General features: G+C 53.9%; 25 protein-coding genes. 12 read left to right on the top strand and 13 right to left on the bottom strand.

Annotated elements, in window-relative coordinates:
- Positions 1 to 7 precede the first annotated feature (7 nt).
- From flgC to ACN0Q0_RS04625, 8 genes are all read left to right on the top strand, one after another.
- A complete protein-coding gene (gene flgC / locus ACN0Q0_RS04660; RefSeq protein ID WP_417242203.1) occupies positions 8 to 400 on the top strand; it encodes a flagellar basal body rod protein FlgC in 393 nt (130 codons plus the stop codon).
- Between the two features lie 20 nt (positions 401 to 420).
- Complete coding sequence (gene fliE, locus ACN0Q0_RS04655; protein ID WP_417242202.1) at positions 421 to 717, top strand: flagellar hook-basal body complex protein FliE; 297 nt, start codon at positions 421 to 423, stop codon at positions 715 to 717.
- A 3-nt stretch (positions 718 to 720) separates the two neighbouring features.
- Positions 721 to 987 carry a flagellar biosynthetic protein FliQ gene (locus ACN0Q0_RS04650; protein ID WP_417242201.1) on the top strand — a complete coding sequence of 89 codons (267 nt, stop codon included), beginning with the start codon at positions 721 to 723 and terminating at the stop codon, positions 985 to 987.
- Complete coding sequence (locus ACN0Q0_RS04645) at positions 987 to 1703, top strand: flagellar hook-basal body complex protein (protein ID WP_417242200.1); 717 nt, start codon at positions 987 to 989, stop codon at positions 1701 to 1703. The genes ACN0Q0_RS04650 and ACN0Q0_RS04645 overlap by 1 nt, the downstream gene beginning before the upstream one ends.
- A gap of 12 nt (positions 1704 to 1715) precedes the next feature.
- Positions 1716 to 2501, top strand: a complete 786-nt coding sequence (flgG, locus tag ACN0Q0_RS04640; RefSeq protein ID WP_417242199.1) for a flagellar basal-body rod protein FlgG — start codon at positions 1716 to 1718, stop codon at positions 2499 to 2501.
- Positions 2498 to 2938, top strand: coding sequence for a flagellar basal body P-ring formation chaperone FlgA (gene flgA / locus ACN0Q0_RS04635; protein ID WP_417242198.1), 441 nt, complete (start codon positions 2498 to 2500; stop codon positions 2936 to 2938). Before flgG ends, flgA begins: the two co-directional genes overlap by 4 nt.
- An 8-nt stretch (positions 2939 to 2946) precedes the next feature.
- Entirely contained in the window at positions 2947 to 3672 is a 726-nt protein-coding gene (gene flgH, locus ACN0Q0_RS04630) for a flagellar basal body L-ring protein FlgH (RefSeq protein WP_417242197.1), read from the top strand.
- A 171-nt stretch (positions 3673 to 3843) separates the two neighbouring features.
- Positions 3844 to 4188 carry a flagellar basal body-associated FliL family protein gene (locus tag ACN0Q0_RS04625; RefSeq protein ID WP_417242196.1) on the top strand — a complete coding sequence of 115 codons (345 nt, stop codon included), beginning with the start codon at positions 3844 to 3846 and terminating at the stop codon, positions 4186 to 4188.
- A gap of 1 nt (position 4189) precedes the next feature.
- Here ACN0Q0_RS04625 and ACN0Q0_RS04620 read toward each other — a convergent pair whose 3' ends face one another.
- The 9 genes from ACN0Q0_RS04620 to ACN0Q0_RS04580 all read right to left on the bottom strand — a co-directional run bounded on the left by ACN0Q0_RS04620 (position 4190) and on the right by ACN0Q0_RS04580 (position 13458).
- Positions 4190 to 4558 carry a hypothetical protein gene (locus ACN0Q0_RS04620; protein WP_417242195.1) on the bottom strand — a complete coding sequence of 123 codons (369 nt, stop codon included), beginning with the start codon at positions 4556 to 4558 and terminating at the stop codon, positions 4190 to 4192.
- Positions 4555 to 5649 (bottom strand): EscU/YscU/HrcU family type III secretion system export apparatus switch protein, encoded by a 1095-nt coding sequence (locus ACN0Q0_RS04615; RefSeq protein WP_417242194.1) that lies wholly within the window; start codon positions 5647 to 5649, stop codon positions 4555 to 4557. The genes ACN0Q0_RS04620 and ACN0Q0_RS04615 overlap by 4 nt, the downstream gene beginning before the upstream one ends.
- Positions 5649 to 6395, bottom strand: coding sequence for a flagellar biosynthetic protein FliR (locus ACN0Q0_RS04610; RefSeq protein ID WP_417242193.1), 747 nt, complete (start codon positions 6393 to 6395; stop codon positions 5649 to 5651). Before ACN0Q0_RS04610 ends, ACN0Q0_RS04615 begins: the two co-directional genes overlap by 1 nt.
- 26 nt (positions 6396 to 6421) lie before the next feature.
- Positions 6422 to 8506, bottom strand: a complete 2085-nt coding sequence (gene flhA / locus ACN0Q0_RS04605; RefSeq protein WP_417242192.1) for a flagellar biosynthesis protein FlhA — start codon at positions 8504 to 8506, stop codon at positions 6422 to 6424.
- A gap of 200 nt (positions 8507 to 8706) precedes the next feature.
- On the bottom strand, positions 8707 to 10947 hold the full coding sequence (locus tag ACN0Q0_RS04600) for a hypothetical protein (RefSeq protein WP_417242191.1): 2241 nt from the start codon (positions 10945 to 10947) through the stop codon (positions 8707 to 8709).
- Complete coding sequence (gene motA, locus ACN0Q0_RS04595) at positions 10944 to 11813, bottom strand: flagellar motor stator protein MotA (protein ID WP_417242190.1); 870 nt, start codon at positions 11811 to 11813, stop codon at positions 10944 to 10946. The genes ACN0Q0_RS04600 and motA overlap by 4 nt, the downstream gene beginning before the upstream one ends.
- A gap of 70 nt (positions 11814 to 11883) precedes the next feature.
- Entirely contained in the window at positions 11884 to 12516 is a 633-nt protein-coding gene (locus tag ACN0Q0_RS04590) for a MotE family protein (protein ID WP_417242189.1), read from the bottom strand.
- Positions 12513 to 12947, bottom strand: a complete 435-nt coding sequence (locus tag ACN0Q0_RS04585; protein WP_417242188.1) for a hypothetical protein — start codon at positions 12945 to 12947, stop codon at positions 12513 to 12515. Before ACN0Q0_RS04585 ends, ACN0Q0_RS04590 begins: the two co-directional genes overlap by 4 nt.
- Positions 12948 to 12957: 10 nt before the next feature.
- Positions 12958 to 13458, bottom strand: a complete 501-nt coding sequence (locus tag ACN0Q0_RS04580) for a flagellar basal body-associated FliL family protein (RefSeq protein WP_417242187.1) — start codon at positions 13456 to 13458, stop codon at positions 12958 to 12960.
- A 123-nt stretch (positions 13459 to 13581) separates the two neighbouring features.
- Between ACN0Q0_RS04580 and fliF the strand changes: the two genes are divergently transcribed.
- Genes fliF through fliP form a run of 4 tightly spaced genes read left to right on the top strand, consistent with a single transcriptional unit; the run spans position 13582 to position 16859 of the window.
- Positions 13582 to 15216 carry a flagellar basal-body MS-ring/collar protein FliF gene (gene fliF / locus ACN0Q0_RS04575; protein WP_417242186.1) on the top strand — a complete coding sequence of 545 codons (1635 nt, stop codon included), beginning with the start codon at positions 13582 to 13584 and terminating at the stop codon, positions 15214 to 15216.
- Positions 15213 to 15839 carry a flagellar biosynthesis protein gene (locus tag ACN0Q0_RS04570; protein ID WP_417242185.1) on the top strand — a complete coding sequence of 209 codons (627 nt, stop codon included), beginning with the start codon at positions 15213 to 15215 and terminating at the stop codon, positions 15837 to 15839. The genes fliF and ACN0Q0_RS04570 overlap by 4 nt, the downstream gene beginning before the upstream one ends.
- Positions 15832 to 16110, top strand: coding sequence for a FliM/FliN family flagellar motor switch protein (locus ACN0Q0_RS04565; RefSeq protein WP_417242184.1), 279 nt, complete (start codon positions 15832 to 15834; stop codon positions 16108 to 16110). The genes ACN0Q0_RS04570 and ACN0Q0_RS04565 overlap by 8 nt, the downstream gene beginning before the upstream one ends.
- Positions 16111 to 16115: 5 nt before the next feature.
- Entirely contained in the window at positions 16116 to 16859 is a 744-nt protein-coding gene (gene fliP / locus ACN0Q0_RS04560; RefSeq protein WP_417242183.1) for a flagellar type III secretion system pore protein FliP, read from the top strand.
- A gap of 336 nt (positions 16860 to 17195) precedes the next feature.
- On the opposite strand, the gene ACN0Q0_RS04555 is transcribed toward fliP, so the two are convergent.
- Genes ACN0Q0_RS04555 through ACN0Q0_RS04540 form a run of 4 tightly spaced genes read right to left on the bottom strand, consistent with a single transcriptional unit; the run spans position 17196 to position 22097 of the window.
- A complete protein-coding gene (locus ACN0Q0_RS04555) occupies positions 17196 to 18302 on the bottom strand; it encodes a flagellar basal body P-ring protein FlgI (RefSeq protein ID WP_417242182.1) in 1107 nt (368 codons plus the stop codon).
- Positions 18302 to 19309, bottom strand: a complete 1008-nt coding sequence (locus tag ACN0Q0_RS04550) for a flagellin (RefSeq protein WP_417242181.1) — start codon at positions 19307 to 19309, stop codon at positions 18302 to 18304. The genes ACN0Q0_RS04555 and ACN0Q0_RS04550 overlap by 1 nt, the downstream gene beginning before the upstream one ends.
- Positions 19310 to 19311: 2 nt before the next feature.
- The gene (flgK, locus tag ACN0Q0_RS04545) at positions 19312 to 20769 is read right to left on the bottom strand and encodes a flagellar hook-associated protein FlgK (protein WP_417242180.1); all 1458 of its coding nucleotides are present in this window, start codon (positions 20767 to 20769) and stop codon (positions 19312 to 19314) included.
- A gap of 35 nt (positions 20770 to 20804) precedes the next feature.
- A complete protein-coding gene (locus tag ACN0Q0_RS04540) occupies positions 20805 to 22097 on the bottom strand; it encodes a flagellar hook protein FlgE (protein WP_417242179.1) in 1293 nt (430 codons plus the stop codon).
- Between the last annotated feature and the right edge of the window lie 80 nt (positions 22098 to 22177).

The raw sequence follows: 22177 nt of genomic DNA, 5'->3' as shown, positions 1-22177 counted from the left end.
CAGATAGATGGCAGACCTAACACAAATTCTTTCGCTGTCCGCGTCGGGCATGAAGGCACAAGCAAACAGATTGCGCCATGTCTCGGAGAACATCGCGAACGCAGACACGCCAGGATACCACCGCAAAACCGTCTCTTTCGAGGCGGAGTTCCAAAACGGAACAAAGACCGGCGGAGTCGATACCGGCCCCGTTGAACTGGATCGCACGGCCCTTAGCCGCATTTTCGATCCAGGCCACCCGATGGCTGATGAACAAGGGTTCTATGACGGATCAAACGTGGACCTCATGTACGAGGTTGCCGACGCACGTGAAGCCCAACGCAGTTATGAGGCGAACCTCAAAATGTTCGATCAGGCGCGACAAATGTCGTCGTCTTTGCTCGAACTCCTGCGCCGTTAAACTAAAGGAAGGTAACCAGAATGGATATCCGCTCCGCTATCGCCAACCAAGGATACGCAGCCACGAAACCGGCCACGTCTCCTAAAGCCGACCCCAACGCAGGCGCCCAAGGCGGCGCATTGGTCGATGCTGGCAAATCCTTTGCCCAGACATTGTCGCAAAGCGAAGAAATTGCAAAAGCCGCCCTCGTGGGTCAGGCCGACAGCCAGGCGCTCGTCATGGCATTGGCCCAATCCGAACTTGCGGTCGACACCGTTGTAACGGTCCGCGACAAGGTCGTCGAAGCCTACCAGGAAATCCTGCGGATGCCGGTGTAAGTTATGGATGAGATCATTTTCTATGACACGCTGCGCCAAGGACTTTGGATGGCTGTGATGATTTCCACCCCTATTCTCTTGGTGGCGCTCGTCACAGGGGTGGGCGTTGGTCTGTTTCAGGCCCTCACCAGCATTCAGGAAATGACACTGACCTTTGTGCCCAAACTGGGCGCCATCCTCATCGTGTTCTGGATGTCGATGGGCTTTATGACGGAAAGCCTCATCTCGTTTTTCCAAGACCGCCTCATTCCGATGATTGGAGGGTTCTAATGGACAGCGCAGGTTACACCGTTCTCACACGTCTTTCGGGGCTCAAGAACGAACTTCAAGCCATTGCAAACAACGTGGCCAACGCATCGACGACGGGCTTTCGCAAAGAGGGTTTGATTTTCTCGGAATACATTTCCGCACTTGAACCCGGGGAGCCATCGCTGTCGATGGCGCATGGCAATGTACGACTGACCAATGATGCACAGGGGCCATTGACGCCCACCGGTGGCACGTTTGATTTTGCCATCGAAGGCGACGGGTTTTTCATGATTGAAACACCTCAGGGCGAAGCATTGACCCGCGCAGGGGCCTTTACCCCCAACGATCAAGGTGAGTTGACCACCCATGACGGCTACAGATTGCTCGACAACGGCGGCGCGGCAATTTTCATCCCGCCAGACGCAAAAACCGTCGCTGTCGCCGCCGATGGCACGCTTTCGGCAAACGGCCTGCCGTTGGCCCAAGTTGGCCTCTATATGCCGACCGACCCAAGCACGCTCACCCGTCAGGACGGGGTACGGTTCTATACCGATGGCGGCATCGAACCCTTTGAGGGGGCGGCGATCCTTCAGGGGTATGTCGAAAATTCCAATGTGAACCCCATCGCCGAGATCACCCGTATGATCGAGGTTCAGCACGCCTACACGATGGGACAGAAATTCTCCGAGCAAGAAGATGAGCGCATTCGCGGTGTCATCTCGACGCTTGGCCGATAGAGGAGATCGATCATGAGAGCTCTTAAAATCGCAGCAACGGGCATGAGCGCACAGCAAATGCGGGTGGAAACCATTTCGCAAAACCTCGCGAACATGAACACCACCGGGTACAACGCGCGGCGTGCCGAGTTTGCCGATCTCCACTATCAACAGATGGCCCGCCCGGGCACGATCAACGCCGCCGACGGCACAGTTTTGCCAACGGGCATTCAGCTCGGTCTCGGCGTGCGTCCATCCTCCGTCACAGTACAACTTGCCCAAGGGTCATTGTCACAAACAAACGGTGATCTTGATATTGCAATCGAGGGCAAAGGCTATTTGGAACTGACCCTGCCGTCAGGGCAATCCGCCTACACACGTGACGGCACACTCAAACGATCCGCCGATGGCCTAATCGTCACATCAGAGGGCTACGGCGTGGTCCCTGATATCACCATTCCCGAAGATGCGCGGTCGATTTCGATCAATGGTGAGGGCGAAGTTTACGCCTATTTCAATGACCAAGTGGACCCACAGTTGCTTGGCCAATTCACCTTGGCCGGCTTCACCAACTCCAAAGGTCTGGAGGCAATCGGATCCAACATGTTTCTCGAAAGCCCTGCATCCGGGCCTGCTGTTGTCTCGATTCCCGGAACCGATGGGTTGGGGACCTTGAGACAGGGATACCTCGAAGACAGTTCGGTTGACGCGGTACGCGAAGTGACGGAATTGATCGAGGCCCAACGCGGATACGAGTTGAACGCCAAAGTCATCACCGCCGCCGACCAAATGCTATCCGCCACGAGTAACATCCGATGATCCGCGCCGGCATCATAACAATCGCGGCAGCTTTGATCGCGCCAAACGTGGCGCAGTCCGACACTCTGGTCGCAACACGCACCATCCGCGCTCAATCCATCTTGATGGCCGAGGATCTGAAAGTGGTGGAGGGCGACGTGGCAGGCACGTTGATTTCGGTCGACGAAGCCGTCGGCCTTGAAGCCCGCGGAATGCTTTATGCAGGTCGCCCTATTCGCATGTCGGATGTCGGGCCGCCCGCTCTTGTCGAGCGCAATTCAATCGTACCTTTGTATTTCACACAAGGCTCGCTCACCATTTCAGCGGATGCGCGATCACTCAGTCGCGCAGGTGTCGGTGATACCGTCCGCGTTATGAACCTATCGTCAAAAACCATCGTCACGGGAATCGTCGGACCAAACGGCGGCGTTCATGTTGGCCGGCTCACATCTCAATGAGGAAAACTATGAAACCAATCGCAGCATTTATGGCACTCGTGGCGCTTTGCGCCTGTTCCCCTTTGGAAGAGGTCGGTCGTTTGCCCGACTTCAAACCTATTCAGGATTCGGCCGAAGCCTCTGCAATGAGGTATCCCGGACTGCCAAAAACCATTGAAAAAACGACCCCGACAGATGGGGCGTCGCTCTGGACAGCATCGCGTCAATCCCTTTTGGGGGACCGCCGCGCCATCGAACGTGGTGACATTTTGACAGTTGTCATCGAAATCGACGAGAGCGCGGAGATTTCCAACAATACATCGCGCGGGCGGTCCGGATCAGAAACCATGGGCGTCGACGGTCTGTTTGGTATTCCCGAACGCATTGACGAAGTCCTGCCCGAAGGCGCATCGATGGCGAATGCGGTGGGGACGTCGAGTACATCCGCCTCTTCTGGCTCCGGGTCCGTGCGGCGCAACGAAAAGCTCCAACTCATGGTTGCCGCCACAATCCTTGATGTACTGCCCAACGGCGTTCTGCACATCTCCGGATCCCAAGAGGTTCGCGTGAACTATGAAATTCGTGAACTCTTGGTCGAAGGTTACGTCCGGCCCGAAGACATCTCGCGCAAGAACGAGATTACCTACGACAAAATCGCGTCAGCACGCATTTCCTATGGCGGGCGCGGCCAGATTTCTCAAATGCAACAACCGCGGTACGGCCAACAAATTGCCGATATCCTCCTGCCGTTTTAACGGGGTGATGTAATGCTCGGAAAACTCATACCAATCTTACTCGCCCTGATAGGTCTCGGTTTGGGCGTTGGCGGGGGGCTGATGTTGCGGCCCCCGCCCGAGGTGGCGGAGCTTGGCCCTTGTGGCGAAGATCCGAACGCGCCACATCAAACAGATGGTCAAGAGGAAGACATGCCCGCGGAAGCGGTGGTGTTCGAATACGTCAAACTCAACAACCAATTCGTCATTCCCGACATGGAAGACGGACAGGTTGCGGCAATGGTTGTGCTGTCAATCAGCCTTGAAACCCTGCCGAATGCGCGTGAAAAAATCTATGCGCAGGAACCCAAGCTACGTGATGCTTTCTTGCAGGTCCTATTTGACCACGCCAACATCGGCGGGTTCAAAGGATCCTTTACCGAGACAACCAAGATGCAAAGCCTTCGCGCCTCCCTACTGGAAGTCGCCGCGGCCATTCTGGGTGATGATATCGAAAGCGTGCTTGTCACGGATATTGTCCGGCAGGACGTCGGGTAGACTACGGTTTCAACGCACTCTTTTTCGCAATGGATTTGAGGGCCTCAACCTTACCAAAAGCGCGGCGCGTGAGTTCAAACTGAACCTCGCGCCGTTCTGCTATTGCGGCCATACCGCGCAAAACACTGCGGCGCTCGCTTGCGAGCCATTCATTCCATTTTACATCCGCACCCCCATACATCGCGGGATCAAACCCGGCAGCGTTTTTGATCTGCGCATGACGCTCTTTCGCGGCATCTTTGAGGGTATTCAGGCGGGTTTGTTGTGCTGTCTCTTCGTCTCGCATTTGCGCCAAGCGGGCGAGCTCCAGAGTGAGGGTCACTTCCGCCACTTTTTTCAATTGCTCCAACTTTTTGGCTTTGGTTGTCATAGCCCTGCCTTCCTTTTGGCACGCACTTTCTTGCGCATTTCCTCGGCAAAACGGATTGACGCGGCAACTGCCGGATAATGCTCCGGCCAAATTTCCTGGCCGATATCGATGGTGGCGTAGAGCGCACGGGCCGTAGGCGGATCGCGATGGATCGGAATGTCGTTTTCAATCGCAATCTCACGAATGGTCGCCGCGATGTCATCGACACCTTTCGCGACACAGACCGGCGCTCCCCCCCTGAGCCGATCCCACGTCAACGCAACGGCATAGTGGGTCGGGTTCACAACGATAACATCAGCTTTTGGAACCTCGCTCAACATCTGGTTCATCGCAATCTCGTAGCCTTTTTGGCGGCGCTTTTGTTTCATATGCGGATCGCCATCTTGGTCTTTTGCCTCATCACGAAGCTCCTTGTGCGACATACGGTTTTTGCGCAAATGCTCATTGTGTTGGAAAAGATAATCCACACCGCCAATCACCGCCGAAATTGCCAACACAATTGCAAAGAACCCCAGGCCCAACTGCAAAAGTTCGACCGTAACCATACCGGGGCTAAGAGACATCGAGGCAATCATTTCCGGAATTTTGGACCAGAGGTAAAACCCGACGACGATCGAGTAGATCGAAAGCTTGAAAAAGCTTTTGGCAAATTCGAACAATCCGGCCCGCCCAAATTTATTTTTGGCGTTCGAGATCATGGAAATTTTGGACAGCTTTGGCTGGATTTTTTCGGGAGCAAATAAAAGGGATTGGGTGGCAAAAAGTGTGGCAATCACAAAGACCGCAGGAATCGTGAACCATGGGATAAGAGACATCAGGATTTCAGCCATCAGCCCCCCGCCCCAAGGTGACCCGGACCCGTCAAACCAGTCATCATTCAACCGATCAACGTTTTCAAACAGCCCGTATAAAACGCCGCCGGTGGATTTAAGCGCCATTTCACCGAACGCCATCGCCGTAATCACAAATCCGAGGTAGGCCGCAGCAGTCGTAACATCGATAGATCGTGGAATTTCACCCCGCTTGCGCGCATCATCCAACTTTTTCTGGGTTGGTTCGTGACTCTTGTCACTATCGTCGTCGCCCGACATCAGAATGCTCCGATCGGGTTCTCGAGGGCGCGGTGGAAATGACCGATCCAAATTTCAAGCAGCAATGGCGCCGTGAGAAACAACAGGATCAAACCGCCCAGAGTGATGGCCGGCGCCCCGACAAAAGCGACCATCAGCTGTGGCATGGCGCGGTTAATGACGCCCAGAGCGGTGTTGTAAATCACCGAGGCGATCAAAAACGGCGCAGCAAAGGAAAACGAAAGCGCGAATGAATGCGCCACATGCCCCACCATGAGAATCGAGAGTTCGCTCGAATCCGGCAAGCGACCCGCAGGAAGGTAATCGTAGGATTCGATCATCATAAAAGCCACGCGCTCATGCAGGCCGAGGGTGACAGCAAGGGCCAGACCTGCCGTAAAAAGGATGTAACCCATCGCAGGTTGCGCATCCACAGCACCGCCGCCGAACAATTGAGAAAGCGATGTGGATTGCGAAATGATCGTACCCGCGACCTGTAGTGCGATCACGGTTAGACGTACAATTAACCCAATGGTCAAACCGGACACAACTTCAGCCAACATTGCGGGCCATAGCACGATGGGGGCCGTTTGAAGTGTCGCCGGGTCGATCGTCACCGCCGGAAAAACAATAAGCGTGAACGCCAATGTCAGGACCAAACGCACCTTTACGGATACCGTCTGTTCCCCGAATGCAGGCAAAACCGCCATCACGGCGCCAACTCTCACGAAAACGAGAAAAACCGCGACAAATGTCGGTTGTGACATCGCCGATATCATTTCAAGGAGGTCCATCATGCCGGCACCAAACCAACGAGGGACGGTCGCGCATCGACCCCGATTTCATCGAATGAGAAAACAGGATTTTGAATACCCTGTGCCGAGAGGACTGTGCGAATAAAACGACGCCGCGGCGTGGAGGTCACAACAGCGGGATAAACCCCGTTTTCACCCGCCTTCGCGATACGGTCCGCCATTGCTTTGGCCAATTTGTTGAACTGGTCAGGTGGCAAGGCGAGATCACCACGGCCACGGTCATTTTCAACCTGATAGGCCGAGAACGTTTGTTCCCATTCAGGTGCCAATTGCAAGAGCGGCAATGTCCCGTCCTCGCGGCGGATTTCAGAAATGATTTGAAACCCGAGTCGTTGGCGGACGTGTTCACACACACTTTCGGGGGTCGCGTGTGCGCCACGTGCCTCCGCAATAGATTCGAGGATAAGCGGCATATTTCGAATGGAAACACGCTCATCCAACAACAAACGCAACACCGATAACAACATGTCCATCGGAACTTTATCAGGGATGAGATCATCGATCATACGTTGGTTGGCATCGGCACGGGTGCGATCAGACAGGTTGGTCATTTCATCAAGAATACGGCGCAAGGACTTCATCGTCAGAAGACGTGGGAAGCTTCGTTTCACAACTTCCAAAAGATGTGTGGCCAAAACTTCGGTGGGGGTCACAACAGTACAACCCTGCATCGCGTAGTCATCTTTTGCGCTTTGATCGATCCATCGTGCGGGCGCCCCATACACCGGTTCGGCAACATCCTCACCCAACGGAAGACCCGCCTCACCCCCACCCAAGAGTGCCAGAACCTTCTCTTGGCGTAGTGAGTCGGCAACTTGTTGCACGCCCTGTACCCGAACCACATAGCGCCCCGCAGGAAGCGACGGGTCATCCGTCAGGCGGATTTCCGGAAGGATCAGACCAAATGACGTCGCCACATGATTGCGCATATTGGTGATCCGCGCATCAATTCCGGTTTGCGGGTCAAGAACCATCGGAATGAGATCTGCCGCAAACTCAACGTGAATTTCATCGAGATCTAGAATGTCACCAAGAGACTCTTCATGTTCCATCTCAACAGCATCACGTTTTTGAACGGTATCTTTTTCCAGATCATCCGCCCGCTTTTTAACGATCCAACCCGCAGCCCCCAACCCGATGGCCCCCGCAAAGAAGGGCACGAAGGGCAGGCCCGGAACAAATGCAAACAGAGCCAAAAGCACAGCAACTGTAAAAAGTGCTGGAGGATAGCGCCCAAGCTGATTGAACATGGCCATATCAACGGGACCATTGGCGCCACCTTTGGCCAACAATAGCGCGGCCGCGATGGAAATAATGACCGACGGAATTTGGCTGACAAGTCCGTCGCCAACCGTCAGAATTGTGTAGGCCTCAAAGGCTTCACCAATGGGCATGCCTTTCGACACAACCCCGATGATGAGCCCCATCACCAAATTCATCAAGGTAATGAGAAGGCCGGCAACTGCGTCACCTTTTACAAATTTGGACGCCCCATCCAAAGAGCCGAAAAATGTGGTTTCAGCGAGTTCAAGTTCGCGGCGCTCCTTGGCCTCGGAATGGCTGATAGCACCTGCGGACATGTCGGCATCAATCGCCAACTGCTTGCCCGGCATACCATCCAACGCAAATCGCGCACCGACCTCGGCCATACGGCCCGCACCCTTGGTGATCACCATAAAGTTCACAATCAAAAGAACGATAAAAACCACAAGGCCAAGGACCACAGACCCGCCCATGACAAAGTTGGCAAAGCCCTCGATGACGTGTCCCGCCGCGGCGGTTCCTGTATGACCTTGCCCGATGATAAGTTTTGTCGATGACACATTGAGCGATAGACGGAGCATCAAACTTGCGAGCAATACCGTTGGAAATGCGGAAAAATCCAACGGACGCTCGGCAAAAAGTGTGACGGTGAAAATCAGAATAGCCAACGCGAAACTGGCCGCCAATCCCACATCCAGTATCCATGACGGCATGGGCAGGATCATCATGACAATGACAGTCATCAATGCCAATGCGAGCAAAATTGTCGGACTGAACATGGATTTCAGAGTGAAATTCATACCCGATCACTCCGAACAGAACGAAACAATACCAACGGCTCACGAACGGGGCCGGTACCTTTCGCATCACAACTGGTCGCAGTGCTCGGAGAGCAAACATGCCTATTTTGCATTATGTATCACCAGAAATTCTTTCTTTGGTAATACTGTTTTAGTGCTCAGAGGGTTTATAAATGGTAAGCGCGAGGGGGACGTACAGGTTATTTCGAGAGAAGTTCAAGAACAGACTCACGTTTGGATTTAATGTCCGTCAAGAGCGTCTCAAGCTGCTTTAGGTTCGGGATACGCGCACCCTCGGTCAAGACACTCGGTTCATCCACAACGGCTTCTGCCAAAGTGGCATAATCCGGATCTTCGGACTGGCTCAGCGCCGCCCAATCCCCTGAGACCAATGCACGGTGATCTTCACTCCCCTCATCCATGGCACGCGCGCCTACCCCGTAACCGAGACGCATTGCGGCGTCATCAAACCCGAGACCATAAAGGCGCTCAGAAACACCATCCAATAGGATGTCATCATTCATCTGCGCCTCAATGAAATCTATATTTTTGAATACAGCCTTTACAAAAACCTCATCTGATACAGACTTGAGAGATGCCGCCAAGGCAAATTTTCGCAAGTCAATTGCTACAGATTCCGGCAAGCGGCTTGCCGTTTCTGCGCGTTTGAGTTGAGCCAGCGCTTTGTCCAAATCACCCGTCAAGATACGTGCCGTTACTGACGCTTCGACAAGAGCCTCTTCCAATTCGTGATGACGGTATTCCACAGCAATCGCCTCCGCAGTGTCGGCAACCTCATCGGTCACAAGCGCATTTTGGGCGCGCTTTTCTTTGACAAATTCGATGAGGGTTTGGGGCTTTTCATGCGCATGCTTTTCCACAACCTCCAAAACAAGCTCGTCAGAGGTATCAAAATCGTCTTTGCTCGCAGCAATGGATGCATCCATCAAAAGAACATCTGTACTTTCCAAAGGCGCGGTGCGGGTGAAGACACTCTTAATCTGCGCCGCCGTCTGGGTGTCGCCAATATCCGCAAATCTTCGCGCAAGCCCCGGGCCAATTTCCCGTCGTAGATGAACCGGCAACACCGTAAAGGCCGCAAGAATCGCAGACCGGTTATAATCTTTGCCCTTGGACAGGGTTTGCGTTGCCATCACGCTCCAAAGCGCCGATGCGGTATCACAGCTTTGTTGATCCAAAAGCGGCCCTGAATTTTCGGCATAACTATTTTCGAATATGTCGGCGAGCACCAGAAGAAGCGGTAAATCCTTGTCCTCTTCAGGAAGGAAACTCAGCACGGATTTGGCCTCCGCCCCATAGGTGAGGTAAAGGTAATACCGCGCAAGATCCAGAACGCCCTCCTGGCGCGGGACGTCCAATTCGTCGACCAACTGCGCCCGCAACCTTGGAAGTTCGAACTCCTCTTCCAACGGCAAGCCCCATGTCACCATGTCGAGACGCTTTGTCGGGATACATTCCCCTCCATCCGTCGCAAAATTACGACGCGATGTTGAGCTTGATTTTTGAGCCCGGTCCGTAGCGGATTCAATTTCCAGATGAGAACCGCTTTCTTCTTGGGTCAGTGCCACATCCGGTTCAATTTCGCCGCTCTCAGTGGGAATCGCAGTTGGGGTGTTTGCACTTTCAATGATGGCTTGCGTCTCTTCCACGTCCGGAAGGGCCGGAACCAAAAGGCCGTCTGCGGATGCGCGTCCAATTTGCTCAATCAGGTTTTGCTCCAACTGGCGCACGAACTCTTCTCGCTCCACCGATGTATCCAACATCCCTGAAACGCCCCGCCCCGTGTTGCCTGAATTTTCCGAACTGCTCGATTGGGACATCCCGTCCGGACCCATTGAAACCGGTGTTCTGCCGAACTGGCTCAGGCTTTGCATATCAAAGCCGCCGAGGCCTGTATCAAGGGTTTGCTGAACAGCCTCCACGGGTCTCTCCGTCCCTTGCGTTTCGGGCGATGGCGATGGCGATGGCGATGGCGATGGCGATGGCGATGGCGATGGCGATGGCTCAACAGGATCACCAAGAGATGTCAGCGCAACCTCAAAACTCGACGCGGGATCAGGCGGGCCATCTTTTATGTCGATTACCACTTGTCGGTCGCGCAATTCAAAAACGTCCGCATGATGATTGTCGGATGCAAAAACTTGAAGGCGGCCATTTTCCATTGGCACAACACGCACGATCCTGTCGGCCGACATACGCACAAAAACCTTCGACGTATCAAAGGTTAAATCATCAATTCCCGACCGAAACTCATAGGCCGTACCCGTTTTCCCGAACTCCCAGTTGGCTCCTTCTGGAATATCTATCACCAACCGAGAGAAGCCCGCATGATCGGCCGAACGCAAAGAAACCGTCTCGGCCAGAACCGAGACGGGGACCGCCAATACGGCGCATAAAACGGCGCAAAAGGTGCGGATCATGCAGCCTCCGTTTTCACGTCTTTCAATGCCTCTTCGAGGTCGGAAAAGCTTGGGCGATAGTGGCCTGGTGTATTCTGACGGCCCACTTCAATACAGATATTGGTCGCGTGATTGTGCAGGTTGGCCACCAACACTTCACGAATCAGCTTGTAAAAGTGACCATCCTCTTCGATCACGCCTTGCATTTTTGCCGCGAATGGCCCCGCAAAACCGTAAGCCAAGAAAACGCCCAGGAATGTACCAACAAGAGCACCCCCAATCATTTTACCCAAAATTTCAGGTGGTTGGTCGATAGAGGCCATGGTTTTAATAACGCCGAGCACAGCGGCAACAATCCCGAGGGCGGGCAAGCCATCACCGATGGCCGCCATTGCATGAGATGAGTGCAATGCATGGTGCAAATTTGCTTCGATCCGCTTTTCGAGGACCTCCTCAACCTGATGAGGATCATCGTAATTCATCGATGCCGAACGCAACGTATCGCAAATCAGTGCAACCGCTTCTTTGTCCGAAAGAATTTTGGGGTATTTGGTAAAAATATTTGAATCTGCCGGAGCTTCGACGTGCTCCTCCAAACCAACAGGGTTTTGGCGTGCCAAACGGATAAGTTCGAAAAGAAGACACAACAAATCTTTGTAATCGTCATGTTTCCATTTCGGTCCCTTAAACACCTTTCCCATGTCTTTCATGGTGTGTTTGACGCCCGCCATGTCATTGGAAATGAGGAACGCACCGGCCGCAGCGCCCCCGATCATCATAAACTCAAACGGCAGTGCCTTGAGAATAATACCAAGTTTCCCACCGGCCGCGATGTAACCACCGAAGACCATAACGAAAATGACGAGAACGCCGACCATACCAATCATGAATTCCGAGCCTGCCTTTGATTAGGGTTCATCGCCAATCTGACATGGAAGTCTTAAGATTCCGCTCTCGCTATTCGCTTGGAGCATTTGCATTTCGACCCGCAAGGATGACCGAAATTGTATAGGCAAACTCAGGCGGCAATCCGGCCATAATTTCACCCGCCGCATCCGCCCGCATACGGCCAAGAAAGCCCGCAGCAAAATCGGGGGCCATTGCTTCGAACAGCGCAGCAGCGTCTTTGGGTTTCATACTTTCATAAACGGATGTCAGGCGTGCGAGGTCATCCTCTGCGGCTGTATTCGACGTCGCCATAGTTGCCGCAAGACGCGTTTCCGCGATTTCGAGGGCTTTAAAACTCTCTTCTATTTCTGCGCGCGCAACATCAACGATTGCCAGTTTTTCCGCGATTTCGAGTTCTTTTTCTTCGACCGACTTTTCACGTGTGCGCAAGGCCGCAATCAGGGCGTTAAGATCCTCATCCGCCATGCACGCAATCGGATCAACCGGCGCTTCGACATGCGTGTCCTCTTTGGTAAGTTCCGCGACCTCTTTGGCAATAGCGGCGCCCGTACCCGAAAACACACGCACCACAGCCGACATAAAAAGCACCACAGACAGCAAGAAGAGAGCCCCGCGACCCGCTTTCAATGACCGCTTTTTCCTTTTGGGCGCGCCTTTTTTTGCAGTCTTTTCCTTACTCATTCTGCGGCCTCCATGCGCGTGCGGTGGCTAAAGAAAAGAGCTTCGGTCACGACTCCATCATCCTCGCTCACATCCGCTGGGGTCGCACCCATGTCAGGCACGGGTTCCGGAGGGGGCGCGGGCTTTGCTACGGGCGCGGTCGTCACGTCAGGGAGGTCATGCATCGATGCAATGAGCAATTCCAACCGCTTTGCTGTTTGCTCTGCATTCTGGTTGAGTTCTTGCAACCGGACAGCAGATCCCGCCGCGGATTTTTGCGATGCCGCCAACGTTTTGGTCATGTCATCGACCTGAACGGACAACACGGCAATAGCTCCCCCCATGCCCTTTTCCAAGTTGGTAAAGCTGCGCAAGCGGCGCGACAGAACCATGCAATAAAGTGACACCACGACAGTGCCGAAAATCATCAAGATGTCTGCGATCAGTTCCATTTTCACAACCCTAGTTGATTACAAATTCCATAATGAGCACATCACGTACCCGTTCTTCGCCCGCTGCGATCTTCATCCGCCGAAGCATCTGGGACCGAATGCGGATGAGGGCGGTCGGGTCCTCTAATTCGTACACATCCACGGCACGCAAATAACCATTCAGGATATCAACAAGTCGCGGCAAGATAAGCGTGACATCCGCCTCATATTTCGCGGGCACTTCAATTTGCGCCTGAAATCTCAAGTGCTTTAATGCACCGTTTTTGGTGTCCAGATTGATGATCAAAGGCTCGATTGGCACAAATGCGACATCCGGAAGCGGCTCTTCGACTGGCGCGTCCTCTTCGGCGGCAGCGTGATCCTCAGCAGGATCCTCTTGGGAAAAGAGCATCCCGCTATAGACCGCGAAAAATCCACCGCCACCTAATACAAGCATCAATACCAAACCGATGATCATCGGCAGTTTGGACTTCTTTTTTAGTTCGTCTTCAATTGGCTCATCATCAGCCATGGGCGTTTCCCCGAATCTTTTGTCTAGATCGATATAAACCGAATGAAGCTAACTGATTGTTAAGGCTGTTCGATCATTTCTTAAGGCACTCAACGCAGAAGCTTGGGAAAAAGGAGTGAAAACTTGCAGCAGATTTTTTCTGTCTGGACCGCACTGGATCCGCGCCGCCGCATCATCGTCATGGGGGCAACCATTGTGATGTTCGCCGCGGTGATCGGACTGTCCCGGATCGCGGCACAGCCAAGCTACACACTCCTATACTCGGGACTGGAAGCATCAGCCGCCGGCGAAGTTGTTGCCGCTTTGGAGCAGCGCAGTATCGAGCATGAAATTCGCGGCGGAGCCATCTATGTACCGAGCACCGAACGCGATCAGTTACGTATGGTCCTCGCCTCAGAAGGTCTGCCCGCAAATTCGACATCCGGTTATGAATTGCTTGATTCGCTCTCCGGCTTCGGCACCACAGCACAGATGTTCGACGCCGCATATTGGCGCGCAAAAGAGGGTGAATTGGCCCGCACCATTGTCGCCTCACAACAAATTAGTGCGGCCCGCGTCCATATCGCAAATCCATCCTCGTCCCCGTTCACACGCGGAACGGCTGCAACGGCCTCGGTGACCGTCACCGCAATGTCCGGTAGCATCTCCGCACAGCAAGCGCAGGGCTTTAAATACCTTGTCGCATCGGCCGTCTCCGGCCTGTCTCCCGAGGATGTTTCCGTCATCGACGGGCGGCGTGGCGTCGTCGTTTCGGGCGATGAATCATTGTCTGGAATGCCCGAAAGTTCCGACAAAGCCGAGACATTGCGCCAGAATGTGTTGCGCCTGTTGGAGGCCCGCGTTGGCAAAGGAAAAGCGGTTGTTGAGGTCTCTGTCGAACCTGTCACGGATCTCGAATCCATCGTTGAACGTCGATTTGACCCTGAAACACGCGTTGCCATTAGCACGCAAACCGAAGAACGCAGCAATTCGTCTACAGACACGCGAAACGGCGCCGTCACCGTTGCCTCGAACCTGCCCGATGGCGGTGGGGCCTCCGGTGGGGATGCATCATCCAACAACACCGAGACACGCGAAAGCATCAATTACGAAGTGTCCGAGACGACCCGTGAATTGCAACGTATGCCCGGCGCAGTCAAACGCCTAACGGTCGCCGTCCTGATTGACGGAATCACCACCGTTGACCCCACAACCGGAGAGGCTGTCTGGTCCGTGCGCAGCGATGACGAACTGACTGCCCTTGAGGCTCTGGTGGGTTCGGCGATCGGGTTGGACGAAGCCCGTGGCGACTCGCTCACCATTCGATCCATGGAGTTTGAGCCCGTCCTGATTGAGGGCACCGCAGCAAGCCCGTCACCCTTTTCCGTGGCCAATCTGGATATAATGAGACTGTTGCAGCTTGCCGTTCTCACCGTTGTAACCTTGGTGTTGGGGCTATTTGTGGTGCGCCCGATTCTCGCCAAACCTGTCAGCGCACCCGCGTTACCGAGCCCTGTTGCGGAGACATCACCCCTTGGGGAATCGTCTTTGCCCGCACTTGAAAGTGCAAGCTACGACCCCCCTGCACTGTCCAATGATATGGACAACGGCGGGTTTGAATTACCCAACCTCGGTGTCGTTTCCGATTTCGACCTTGGCGAAGAGTTTGGCATGCCAACCGATCCCGTCAAACGCCTCAAAAAGCTGATCGAAGATCGCGAAGAAGAAACTGTAGAAATCCTGCGCAGCTGGATTGAAGACGCTGAAGGGACCGCATGATGTCATCTCTTTTTCCATTCGAGGATTTCGGCGCCGCCCGAAAGCCAAAAGAAAAGTCCACCACTGCGGCACAAAAGCCGGACGACGGCACCGCCCAGCGCGCGATCGAAAAGGCCCGCACAAACGGCTATGAAACAGGGTACAAAGCCGGATGGGATGATGCCCTCGCAGCCGAGGCCTCCGTACGCACCAAAATTGGCGCGGAACTCGAACGCAACCTTCAGGATCTAGGGTTCACATTCCACGAGGCACGTTCGCATATCATCAAATCACTGGAGCCGCTGCTCTTCGAGATGACCGAAAAAGTGCTTCCGGAGTTGGTGACGCACACACTTGGGCAATCCATCATTGATGAAATTCTCCCATTTGCAGACAGCCTGTCCGACACGCCCGTCGAAATCCTGATTTGCCCGTCAAACAAAGAGGCCGTGACGGCACTTTTGTCCGAAGGATTGCCGATGGCCGTCACTTTGATCGATGAGCCGAGCCTCACCGAGGGACAAGTCTTTTTGCGCCTCGGAGCCAAAGAACGAAAAATCGATCTCGATGGAGCCATCGGGAAAATACGCGACGCAATCGATGCCGCATTCACTTTAAATAAGGACGCCATAGTCAATGGTTGATGATACAGGCAATCCCCGCCCCAACCCGTTTTCCGATGTTCCAATCGAGATAAAAGTCACGGTTGGAAAAGCACATCCTCTGGTGCGCGACCTTCTCAAACTTGAGAACGACAGCGTGCTCACACTGGATCGTCGCGTCGAAGATCCGGTAGAACTTTACGTAGGTGAAAAGCTCATCGCACGCGGCGAACTACAAGAAATTGAAGGCGATCCAAGCGGGCAGCTTGCCGTCCGCCTCACCGAAGTTGCCGACATCAAAAACGAGCTGTGAACAGCATGCAATATTTCAAACTCGGCACCATAGTTGGTTTCGCGATGGCGATGCTCATTGTGGCATTGCCAGCGCAGGCACAGGAGTTTTCGCTGTCTATAGATGGCGCTGAATCCCTGACGACCCGCTCCATTCAACTCATTGTTCTGATTACACTCTTGAGTTTGGTGCCCGGTTTGGCGGTCATGGTGACATGTTTTCCATTCATCGTGACCGTTCTTTCCATTTTACGTCAAGCGATCGGGTTACAACAATCTCCGCCCAATATGTTGATCGTCAGTCTTGCGTTGTTTCTCACATATTTCGTGATGGACCCTGTGTTTACGGAAAGTTGGAATAACGGGGTTGAGCCCCTCATGGAGGGGGTGATGACCGTCGAAGAGGCGCTACCCAAAATTATGGATCCGTTTCGAGCCTTCATGGCGAGCCGCGTGAGCGAAGACACATTTTCAAACTTGGCGGAGCTGCGTGAAGATCCTGAAAATCCGATCTCTCTTTCAAACGATGTCGACCTGTCACTGCTCGTCCCGTCGTTTCTTCTGTCTGAAATCGAACGCGCTTTTCAAATCGGCTTTCTGGTCTTTTTGCCCTTTCTCATTATCGACCTCGTCGTATCCGCCATCCTGATGTCGATGGGGATGATGATGGTTCCGCCTGCAATTGTGTCCCTGCCCTTCAAGCTCGCATTTTTCGTTGTCTCTGACGGATGGTCACTGCTCGCTAGTGCCTTGGTTCGCAGTTACATGTGACGCACTCTCTTTGGTCAATCAGATCACCGGCCATTGCGGGATGACACGCCATCCCTTCACGCAGGTTGATTCATTACGAAAATCAGTTTGGTAAATTCAAACGCCGCCAGTCCCCACGCGGGTTGGCGGCGTTTTATACCTTGCGGTTGTTATGCCAGTGTGAACGCCGCGCGGCCCTATCTGGTGGCACAAACACGGCGGCCTAAGAGGTACAGGACATGTCGTGACAAGTATCCGCGGGCGATCCGCCCCCTATAGGCGCAACAGAGGGAGAATTATTTCTGGCCTTTGGTTCGGAGTGTTGGAAACACGCATCACGCGCCGCCATACATGGTCTTAATGTACAACAAACTCGGCGTGCAGTGCGCCTGCGGCCTTAATACTTTTCAGAATGTCGATCATGTCGCGCGGCGACACACCCAAGGCATTGAGCCCCGCAATGACTTCAGACAATGAGGTTCCCTCGTCTATCTCGGCGAGACCAATGCCCGGCTCCTCCTGAACGGCGGCGACTGTCCGTGGGACGACGACAGATGCACCATCGGTAAAGGGGTTGGGTTGAACAACAATCGGCTCTTCTTCGATGCGCAGGGTCAAATTGCCCTGACTTACCGCCACGCGCGAAATTCTCACATCTTCGCCCATGACAATTGTCCCTGATCTCTGATCCACAACCACACGCGCTTTTCGCTCTGGTGTAATCATAAGGTTCTCGACAATTCCCAAGGCATGGGCAGGAGATGGTGTTCGTGTCGCAGCAATATCAAGCTGTACCGTGCCAGCATCCAACATACGTGCGACACCTTTGCGAAACTCGTTATTGATGGCTGTCTCAATGCGTTGCGCCGTTGTGAAGTCCGGTTCACGCAATGCCAAACGAATGGTTTTTAGGGATGCAAAATCAAATTCGATTTCCCGTTCGATGCGCGCTCCCGATGGAATAACGCCTGCGGTCGGCACGCCTTGTGTAACGGCGGCACCATCACCCTGTGCCGTTGCACCACCGGCAATCAACGTTCCTTGGGCCACCGCGTAAATCTCGCCATCCGGAGCCGTCAGTGGCGTCATAATCAACGTTCCACCAAGCAGGCTTTTGGCATCCCCGATCGCAGACACCGTGACATCAATTTTCGAACCCGTGCGCGAAAACGGTGGCAATGTCGCCGTGACAAAAACGGCGGCCACGTTTTTGGGACGGAATTGTTCGCCGGTCACATTGACGCCCAGACGCTCCAGAATATTCGACATGATTTCTTCGGTGAACGGGGAGTTTCGAATGCCGTCACCCGTTCCATCCAACCCGACAATCAATCCGTACCCGACGAGGTCATTGCCACGAACACCATCGAATTCAACCACGTCCTTGAGGCGAATAGAACTGGCGCTTGCACCAATTGCAGTGGCGAAAAAGGCGGCAAGTACGACTGCAAGAAATCTATGCATCAAATATAATCCGATAGTTTGAGGTTTGAGAGACGCGCAGTGATTGTGTACATCATTTCAAGTTGGGTTTCGGCTTGCGTCAGTTTCGCAGCTGAGTCGTATATATCCGCCGAAACGATTTCTGATTTTGCACGCTCGGTCGCATATTGCTCGGCCGTATTGCGCAAGGATGCAGCTTCAACCTTGGCTTCCTGCGCACCGACCTGTGCGGAGAGCAATTGCATTTCCCCGCTCGCACCATACAGGCGCTCACCTGCGGTTTGCATCAATTTCGCTTGTTCATCCAGATCACCAGGCAGGGCGCCCTCGGAGATCAACGCCCCTAACACCAAACCTTTAAGTGTGTCCCGGACACCTTGGCTTGAGGCAGTGACATCAAAGTTTGCGGTTTCATAATCGTTCAGCACAAACCCTGATTTTGGCGAGGCCGAGCCCGTGTACATCACCGTGTCATAGCTGCCTGTTCCGGGCTCGAACCACGCATCAATCGCGGTAATAATATCGTCTGCTGTCGTCGCACCGGAAATCGCGGTTTGAATTTCGGACATAAGTACGTCCGAGCTTTGCAGTGGTGTTGTTTGCGTCGCGGCACCACTGAATATCGCCCGCCCACCGGCACGCGTATTGAATGCGTTCACAACCGAGTCGAGCGTGGCCCGTGTTTCGGTACTGGTGATCTGCATTGTGGCAGAGCTGTTATACGTGGCGGAATTGATAAGCGGCGCAGCGGCAGTATCGACATGATCCGCAACAGCGCCAAGGACGTTTTGCATTGAAGAAGCAAAATAAACCGCATCGTCAATACCACGTTGGTAGCTTTCAAGCGTGCGTAACGTCCGCTCCATACTCGCCAGTGGTGTGAAATTGCCGTTAACAGATTTGCTCACATCCGCCTTTAACCCACTCGCGATTTCCATCGAATAGGTTTCAAGGTTGTTTTTGGTCTGGTTGACGAGCGATGAACGTCGGAACATCGTCGAAAGATCGCCTGTGGTCAGAGAGTTCATTGTCAAATCCTCATCAACTGATCAAGTAGGGCTTCCACCGTTTGGATCACCTTGGCATTTGCGGCATACGACCGCTCGATAACGAGTAACTTTTGCAACTCGTTGTCCGTGTCGACGCCGTTTTCCAGTTCGATCGACTTAAGTGACATTTGTTGCGCACTCGCAAAGCTTGAATCGCTTTGAGAGGCCAGGCTTGCGGTTTCAAAAAAGGAATAGAGGTCGGACGACAGGCTGCTACTCGAGCGCTCTATGGTGGAGAACCCACCCGATACTGTTGCTACGCCGTTTTGGAGTTTGGACAACATGGCCTGCAATAGCGAAGCATCACCGGCATCACCCTCTGCAACGGCACCCAATCCATCCCGAAGTCGCCATAAATCGCCACCCGCACGCGGATCGACCGCGGCATTCAATTCCAAACGGTTGGATAGTCCCTCTTCGTTGGTGGTATCAAACGTTGCGCCGTTATCGGTAAACAGGCCGACCATGCTTCCAGAAATCGTGGGGTCCATGGTCGCGTCCTGAAAGCGAGTAACAAGATCTCTCGCGAATGCATCCAGTTTTACCTGGGCTTCCGGCGCAAGGGTGTCACGTATCTCGAACAATCCGGACAACTCGCCGCCGGCGATCGCCCCCTTATTCGCATCGGTAGACACCGGCTGCCCATTGATTTTCAAACCGGACAAAACACCCGGATCAACGGTCATATCCGGCGTGATGGTGTTTACGGGTGTAAATTCGATCGTCGCCGCCTTTGATGCAACAAGGATGGCCCCGCCGGGTGTGTACAAAGACACCATACCATGCTCGCGCTCGACCTCTTTCACAGGGACAATTCGAGAGACCTCGTCGATCAACACCTGACGTTGATCCATCAACCCGCTCGCATCATAACCTGACGAGACGTTTTCCTGAATCTCGATGTTGATCTTCACGACCTTATCGAGCGCACTTTGAAGACGGGACACCGTTTTCGCAATGTCCTGATCCGCCATCTGGCGCGTTTGCGAAATCGTATCTGCCGCGCGATTTATGCGATCGACCAAAGCAGAGGCTGAATTGGTCACTTCCGAGAGATGCGCATCTGACTCGGGGTGGTTCGAGGCATCGATAAGGCTCGCCTCAAGATCGACAACAAGGCCGGTGATCGAGCCTTCCTCATCCGCCTGCCCTAACGCACGGGTGAGCGTGTCGTAATAATCCACCCGCGTGTTTTCCAAACTGACAAGACCGTCTGTTATCCGGCGCTCTCCTAAAATAACAGGATCCGTCACGCGTTGAATGCTCACAACAGAGACACCGGATGCGGTTCCACCGACCTGTCGCGTCCCCAATTCGATCTCACGGCGCCCATACCCTTCGGTCATGGCGTTGGCGACATTGGATGACACCACGCCCGCTGCACGCGTGGATGCGTTCAGTCCGGAGAGGGCATTTGACAGGGCGCTCGTGATACTCATTCAGGGTCTCGTTTCAATTCAAGGACTGCGATTTATCAGCGCTTGATGTTTGTTGTCTCTTGCAGCATCTCATCAACGGTCTGGATAACCTTTGCGTTCGATGAGTAGGCGCGTTGCGTTTGGATGAGGTCGGTCAATTCACCCGCCACATCAGTGGTTGAACCTTCGCGGGCGTATCCCGCAACAGACCCCGTTGGACCGTCCCCCGCATCCCAAAGAAAGAATGATCCGGAGTTTGGCGAGACCTGATAGGTCTGGTTATTCAGCGAGATGAGACCATTGGGGTTGGGTACATCTACAAGTGGAATTTGGTAAATACGGCGCGTGAACCCCGTGTCATAGGTCGCCGTCATATAACCGTTTTCATCCACTTCTACGGACGTCAGGTTACCAACGGGCGAACCGTCTTTGGTAATCTGCGTCGGCGCAAAGCTATCGGAAAGCTGCGTCAGGCCGTTGGTATCGCCAATTTTGCCGATCGTGGCCTCGATTGGACCGCCGGCAACAGTGAGGGCCAATGTCCCCTCGGAGCTGTTATAGGTCGCAGTTGCAGGGTTGTTGATGGTCGGCGTCACAGACGAAAGTGTACCGCCCGCACCGCGTGAGTTATCGAACACAACAGTGTATTCGCCAATCGTCGCACCACTTTGCGCCGAATCTGCGATATTCACGATCCACGTGTTGGCGGCAGCCTGTGGCGTAAAGGTGATATCAAGTGATTCAGACGTACCAAGGTTGCCGAAATATTCGACCGACAGCGGAAGTGCTTCGGTTGCGTCCTCGGCCGGCAAGTTCACCCCGAGGTTCATCTTTGTTGTCGGGTCGCCCGCCGTTTGGTTGGCGTTGATCACAACGGGTTCCATGCCGGACATGGTATCACGCGGGAAGGTTGGGATTGTCCCGTCCGCATCCGCAGGCCACCCGAGCAAAACAAGACCGGAATCCGTTTTCAAAACGCCATTGGCATCCGTGTGGAATGATCCGGTTGTTGTCATCATCATCGGCTGATCACCCGACTGTGTATCGAGTGACACCTCTGTGGTGACAGGAAGCATACCACGACCCGACACCGCGATATCGGTTGCGTTGGACGTGGAAATGAGAGCGCCCTGTTCTTCGACAAGGCGTGATGTAAAGGCTCGTACGCCACCGGCGGAATACACGCCAGCGCCGGCATTCCCCCCAATCACGAACGATTCGAACTCGGTGTTGGCACGTTTGTATCCATACGTGCCTGAGTTCGCGATATTGTCTGAAATCGTTGCAAGGCGGGTCGCATTGGCACTCAGGCCTGCAACACCTGCATTGAGCGAGGAGGATATGGTCATCGGGAAGCGCCTTTCTGATGCTTGGACCTATGTTCGCCCAAGCATGCACACTTCCCCTTAACAGCCCCCTAATATGTACA

The organism is Celeribacter sp. (assembly GCF_048259695.1).
Lineage (GTDB): Bacteria > Pseudomonadota > Alphaproteobacteria > Rhodobacterales > Rhodobacteraceae > Celeribacter.
This window is presented reverse-complemented; position numbering and strand designations above follow the sequence as displayed.

Bases quoted from the DNA above. Each gene is read 5' to 3' on its own strand.
- flgC (WP_417242203.1), top strand. From the start codon at position 8: ATGGCAGACCTAACACAAATTCTTTCGCTGTCCGCGTCGGGCATGAAG.
- fliP (WP_417242183.1), top strand. From the start codon at position 16,116: ATGCAATATTTCAAACTCGGCACCATAGTTGGTTTCGCGATGGCGATG.
- ACN0Q0_RS04645 (WP_417242200.1), top strand. From the start codon at position 987: ATGGACAGCGCAGGTTACACCGTTCTCACACGTCTTTCGGGGCTCAAG.
- ACN0Q0_RS04615 (WP_417242194.1), bottom strand. From the start codon at position 5,649: ATGTCGGGCGACGACGATAGTGACAAGAGTCACGAACCAACCCAGAAA.
- ACN0Q0_RS04580 (WP_417242187.1), bottom strand. From the start codon at position 13,458: ATGGCTGATGATGAGCCAATTGAAGACGAACTAAAAAAGAAGTCCAAA.
- ACN0Q0_RS04590 (WP_417242189.1), bottom strand. From the start codon at position 12,516: ATGAGTAAGGAAAAGACTGCAAAAAAAGGCGCGCCCAAAAGGAAAAAG.
- flgH (WP_417242197.1), top strand. From the start codon at position 2,947: ATGAAACCAATCGCAGCATTTATGGCACTCGTGGCGCTTTGCGCCTGT.
- ACN0Q0_RS04650 (WP_417242201.1), top strand. From the start codon at position 721: ATGGATGAGATCATTTTCTATGACACGCTGCGCCAAGGACTTTGGATG.
- ACN0Q0_RS04620 (WP_417242195.1), bottom strand. From the start codon at position 4,558: ATGACAACCAAAGCCAAAAAGTTGGAGCAATTGAAAAAAGTGGCGGAA.
- motA (WP_417242190.1), bottom strand. From the start codon at position 11,813: ATGATTGGTATGGTCGGCGTTCTCGTCATTTTCGTTATGGTCTTCGGT.
- ACN0Q0_RS04610 (WP_417242193.1), bottom strand. From the start codon at position 6,395: ATGTCACAACCGACATTTGTCGCGGTTTTTCTCGTTTTCGTGAGAGTT.
- flhA (WP_417242192.1), bottom strand. From the start codon at position 8,506: ATGAATTTCACTCTGAAATCCATGTTCAGTCCGACAATTTTGCTCGCA.
- flgA (WP_417242198.1), top strand. From the start codon at position 2,498: ATGATCCGCGCCGGCATCATAACAATCGCGGCAGCTTTGATCGCGCCA.
- ACN0Q0_RS04600 (WP_417242191.1), bottom strand. From the start codon at position 10,947: ATGATCCGCACCTTTTGCGCCGTTTTATGCGCCGTATTGGCGGTCCCC.
- flgK (WP_417242180.1), bottom strand. From the start codon at position 20,769: ATGAGTATCACGAGCGCCCTGTCAAATGCCCTCTCCGGACTGAACGCA.
- flgG (WP_417242199.1), top strand. From the start codon at position 1,716: ATGAGAGCTCTTAAAATCGCAGCAACGGGCATGAGCGCACAGCAAATG.
- fliE (WP_417242202.1), top strand. From the start codon at position 421: ATGGATATCCGCTCCGCTATCGCCAACCAAGGATACGCAGCCACGAAA.
- ACN0Q0_RS04570 (WP_417242185.1), top strand. From the start codon at position 15,213: ATGATGTCATCTCTTTTTCCATTCGAGGATTTCGGCGCCGCCCGAAAG.
- ACN0Q0_RS04540 (WP_417242179.1), bottom strand. From the start codon at position 22,097: ATGACCATATCCTCCTCGCTCAATGCAGGTGTTGCAGGCCTGAGTGCC.
- ACN0Q0_RS04550 (WP_417242181.1), bottom strand. From the start codon at position 19,309: ATGAACTCTCTGACCACAGGCGATCTTTCGACGATGTTCCGACGTTCA.
- ACN0Q0_RS04625 (WP_417242196.1), top strand. From the start codon at position 3,844: ATGCCCGCGGAAGCGGTGGTGTTCGAATACGTCAAACTCAACAACCAA.
- ACN0Q0_RS04585 (WP_417242188.1), bottom strand. From the start codon at position 12,947: ATGGAACTGATCGCAGACATCTTGATGATTTTCGGCACTGTCGTGGTG.
- ACN0Q0_RS04555 (WP_417242182.1), bottom strand. From the start codon at position 18,302: ATGCATAGATTTCTTGCAGTCGTACTTGCCGCCTTTTTCGCCACTGCA.
- ACN0Q0_RS04565 (WP_417242184.1), top strand. From the start codon at position 15,832: ATGGTTGATGATACAGGCAATCCCCGCCCCAACCCGTTTTCCGATGTT.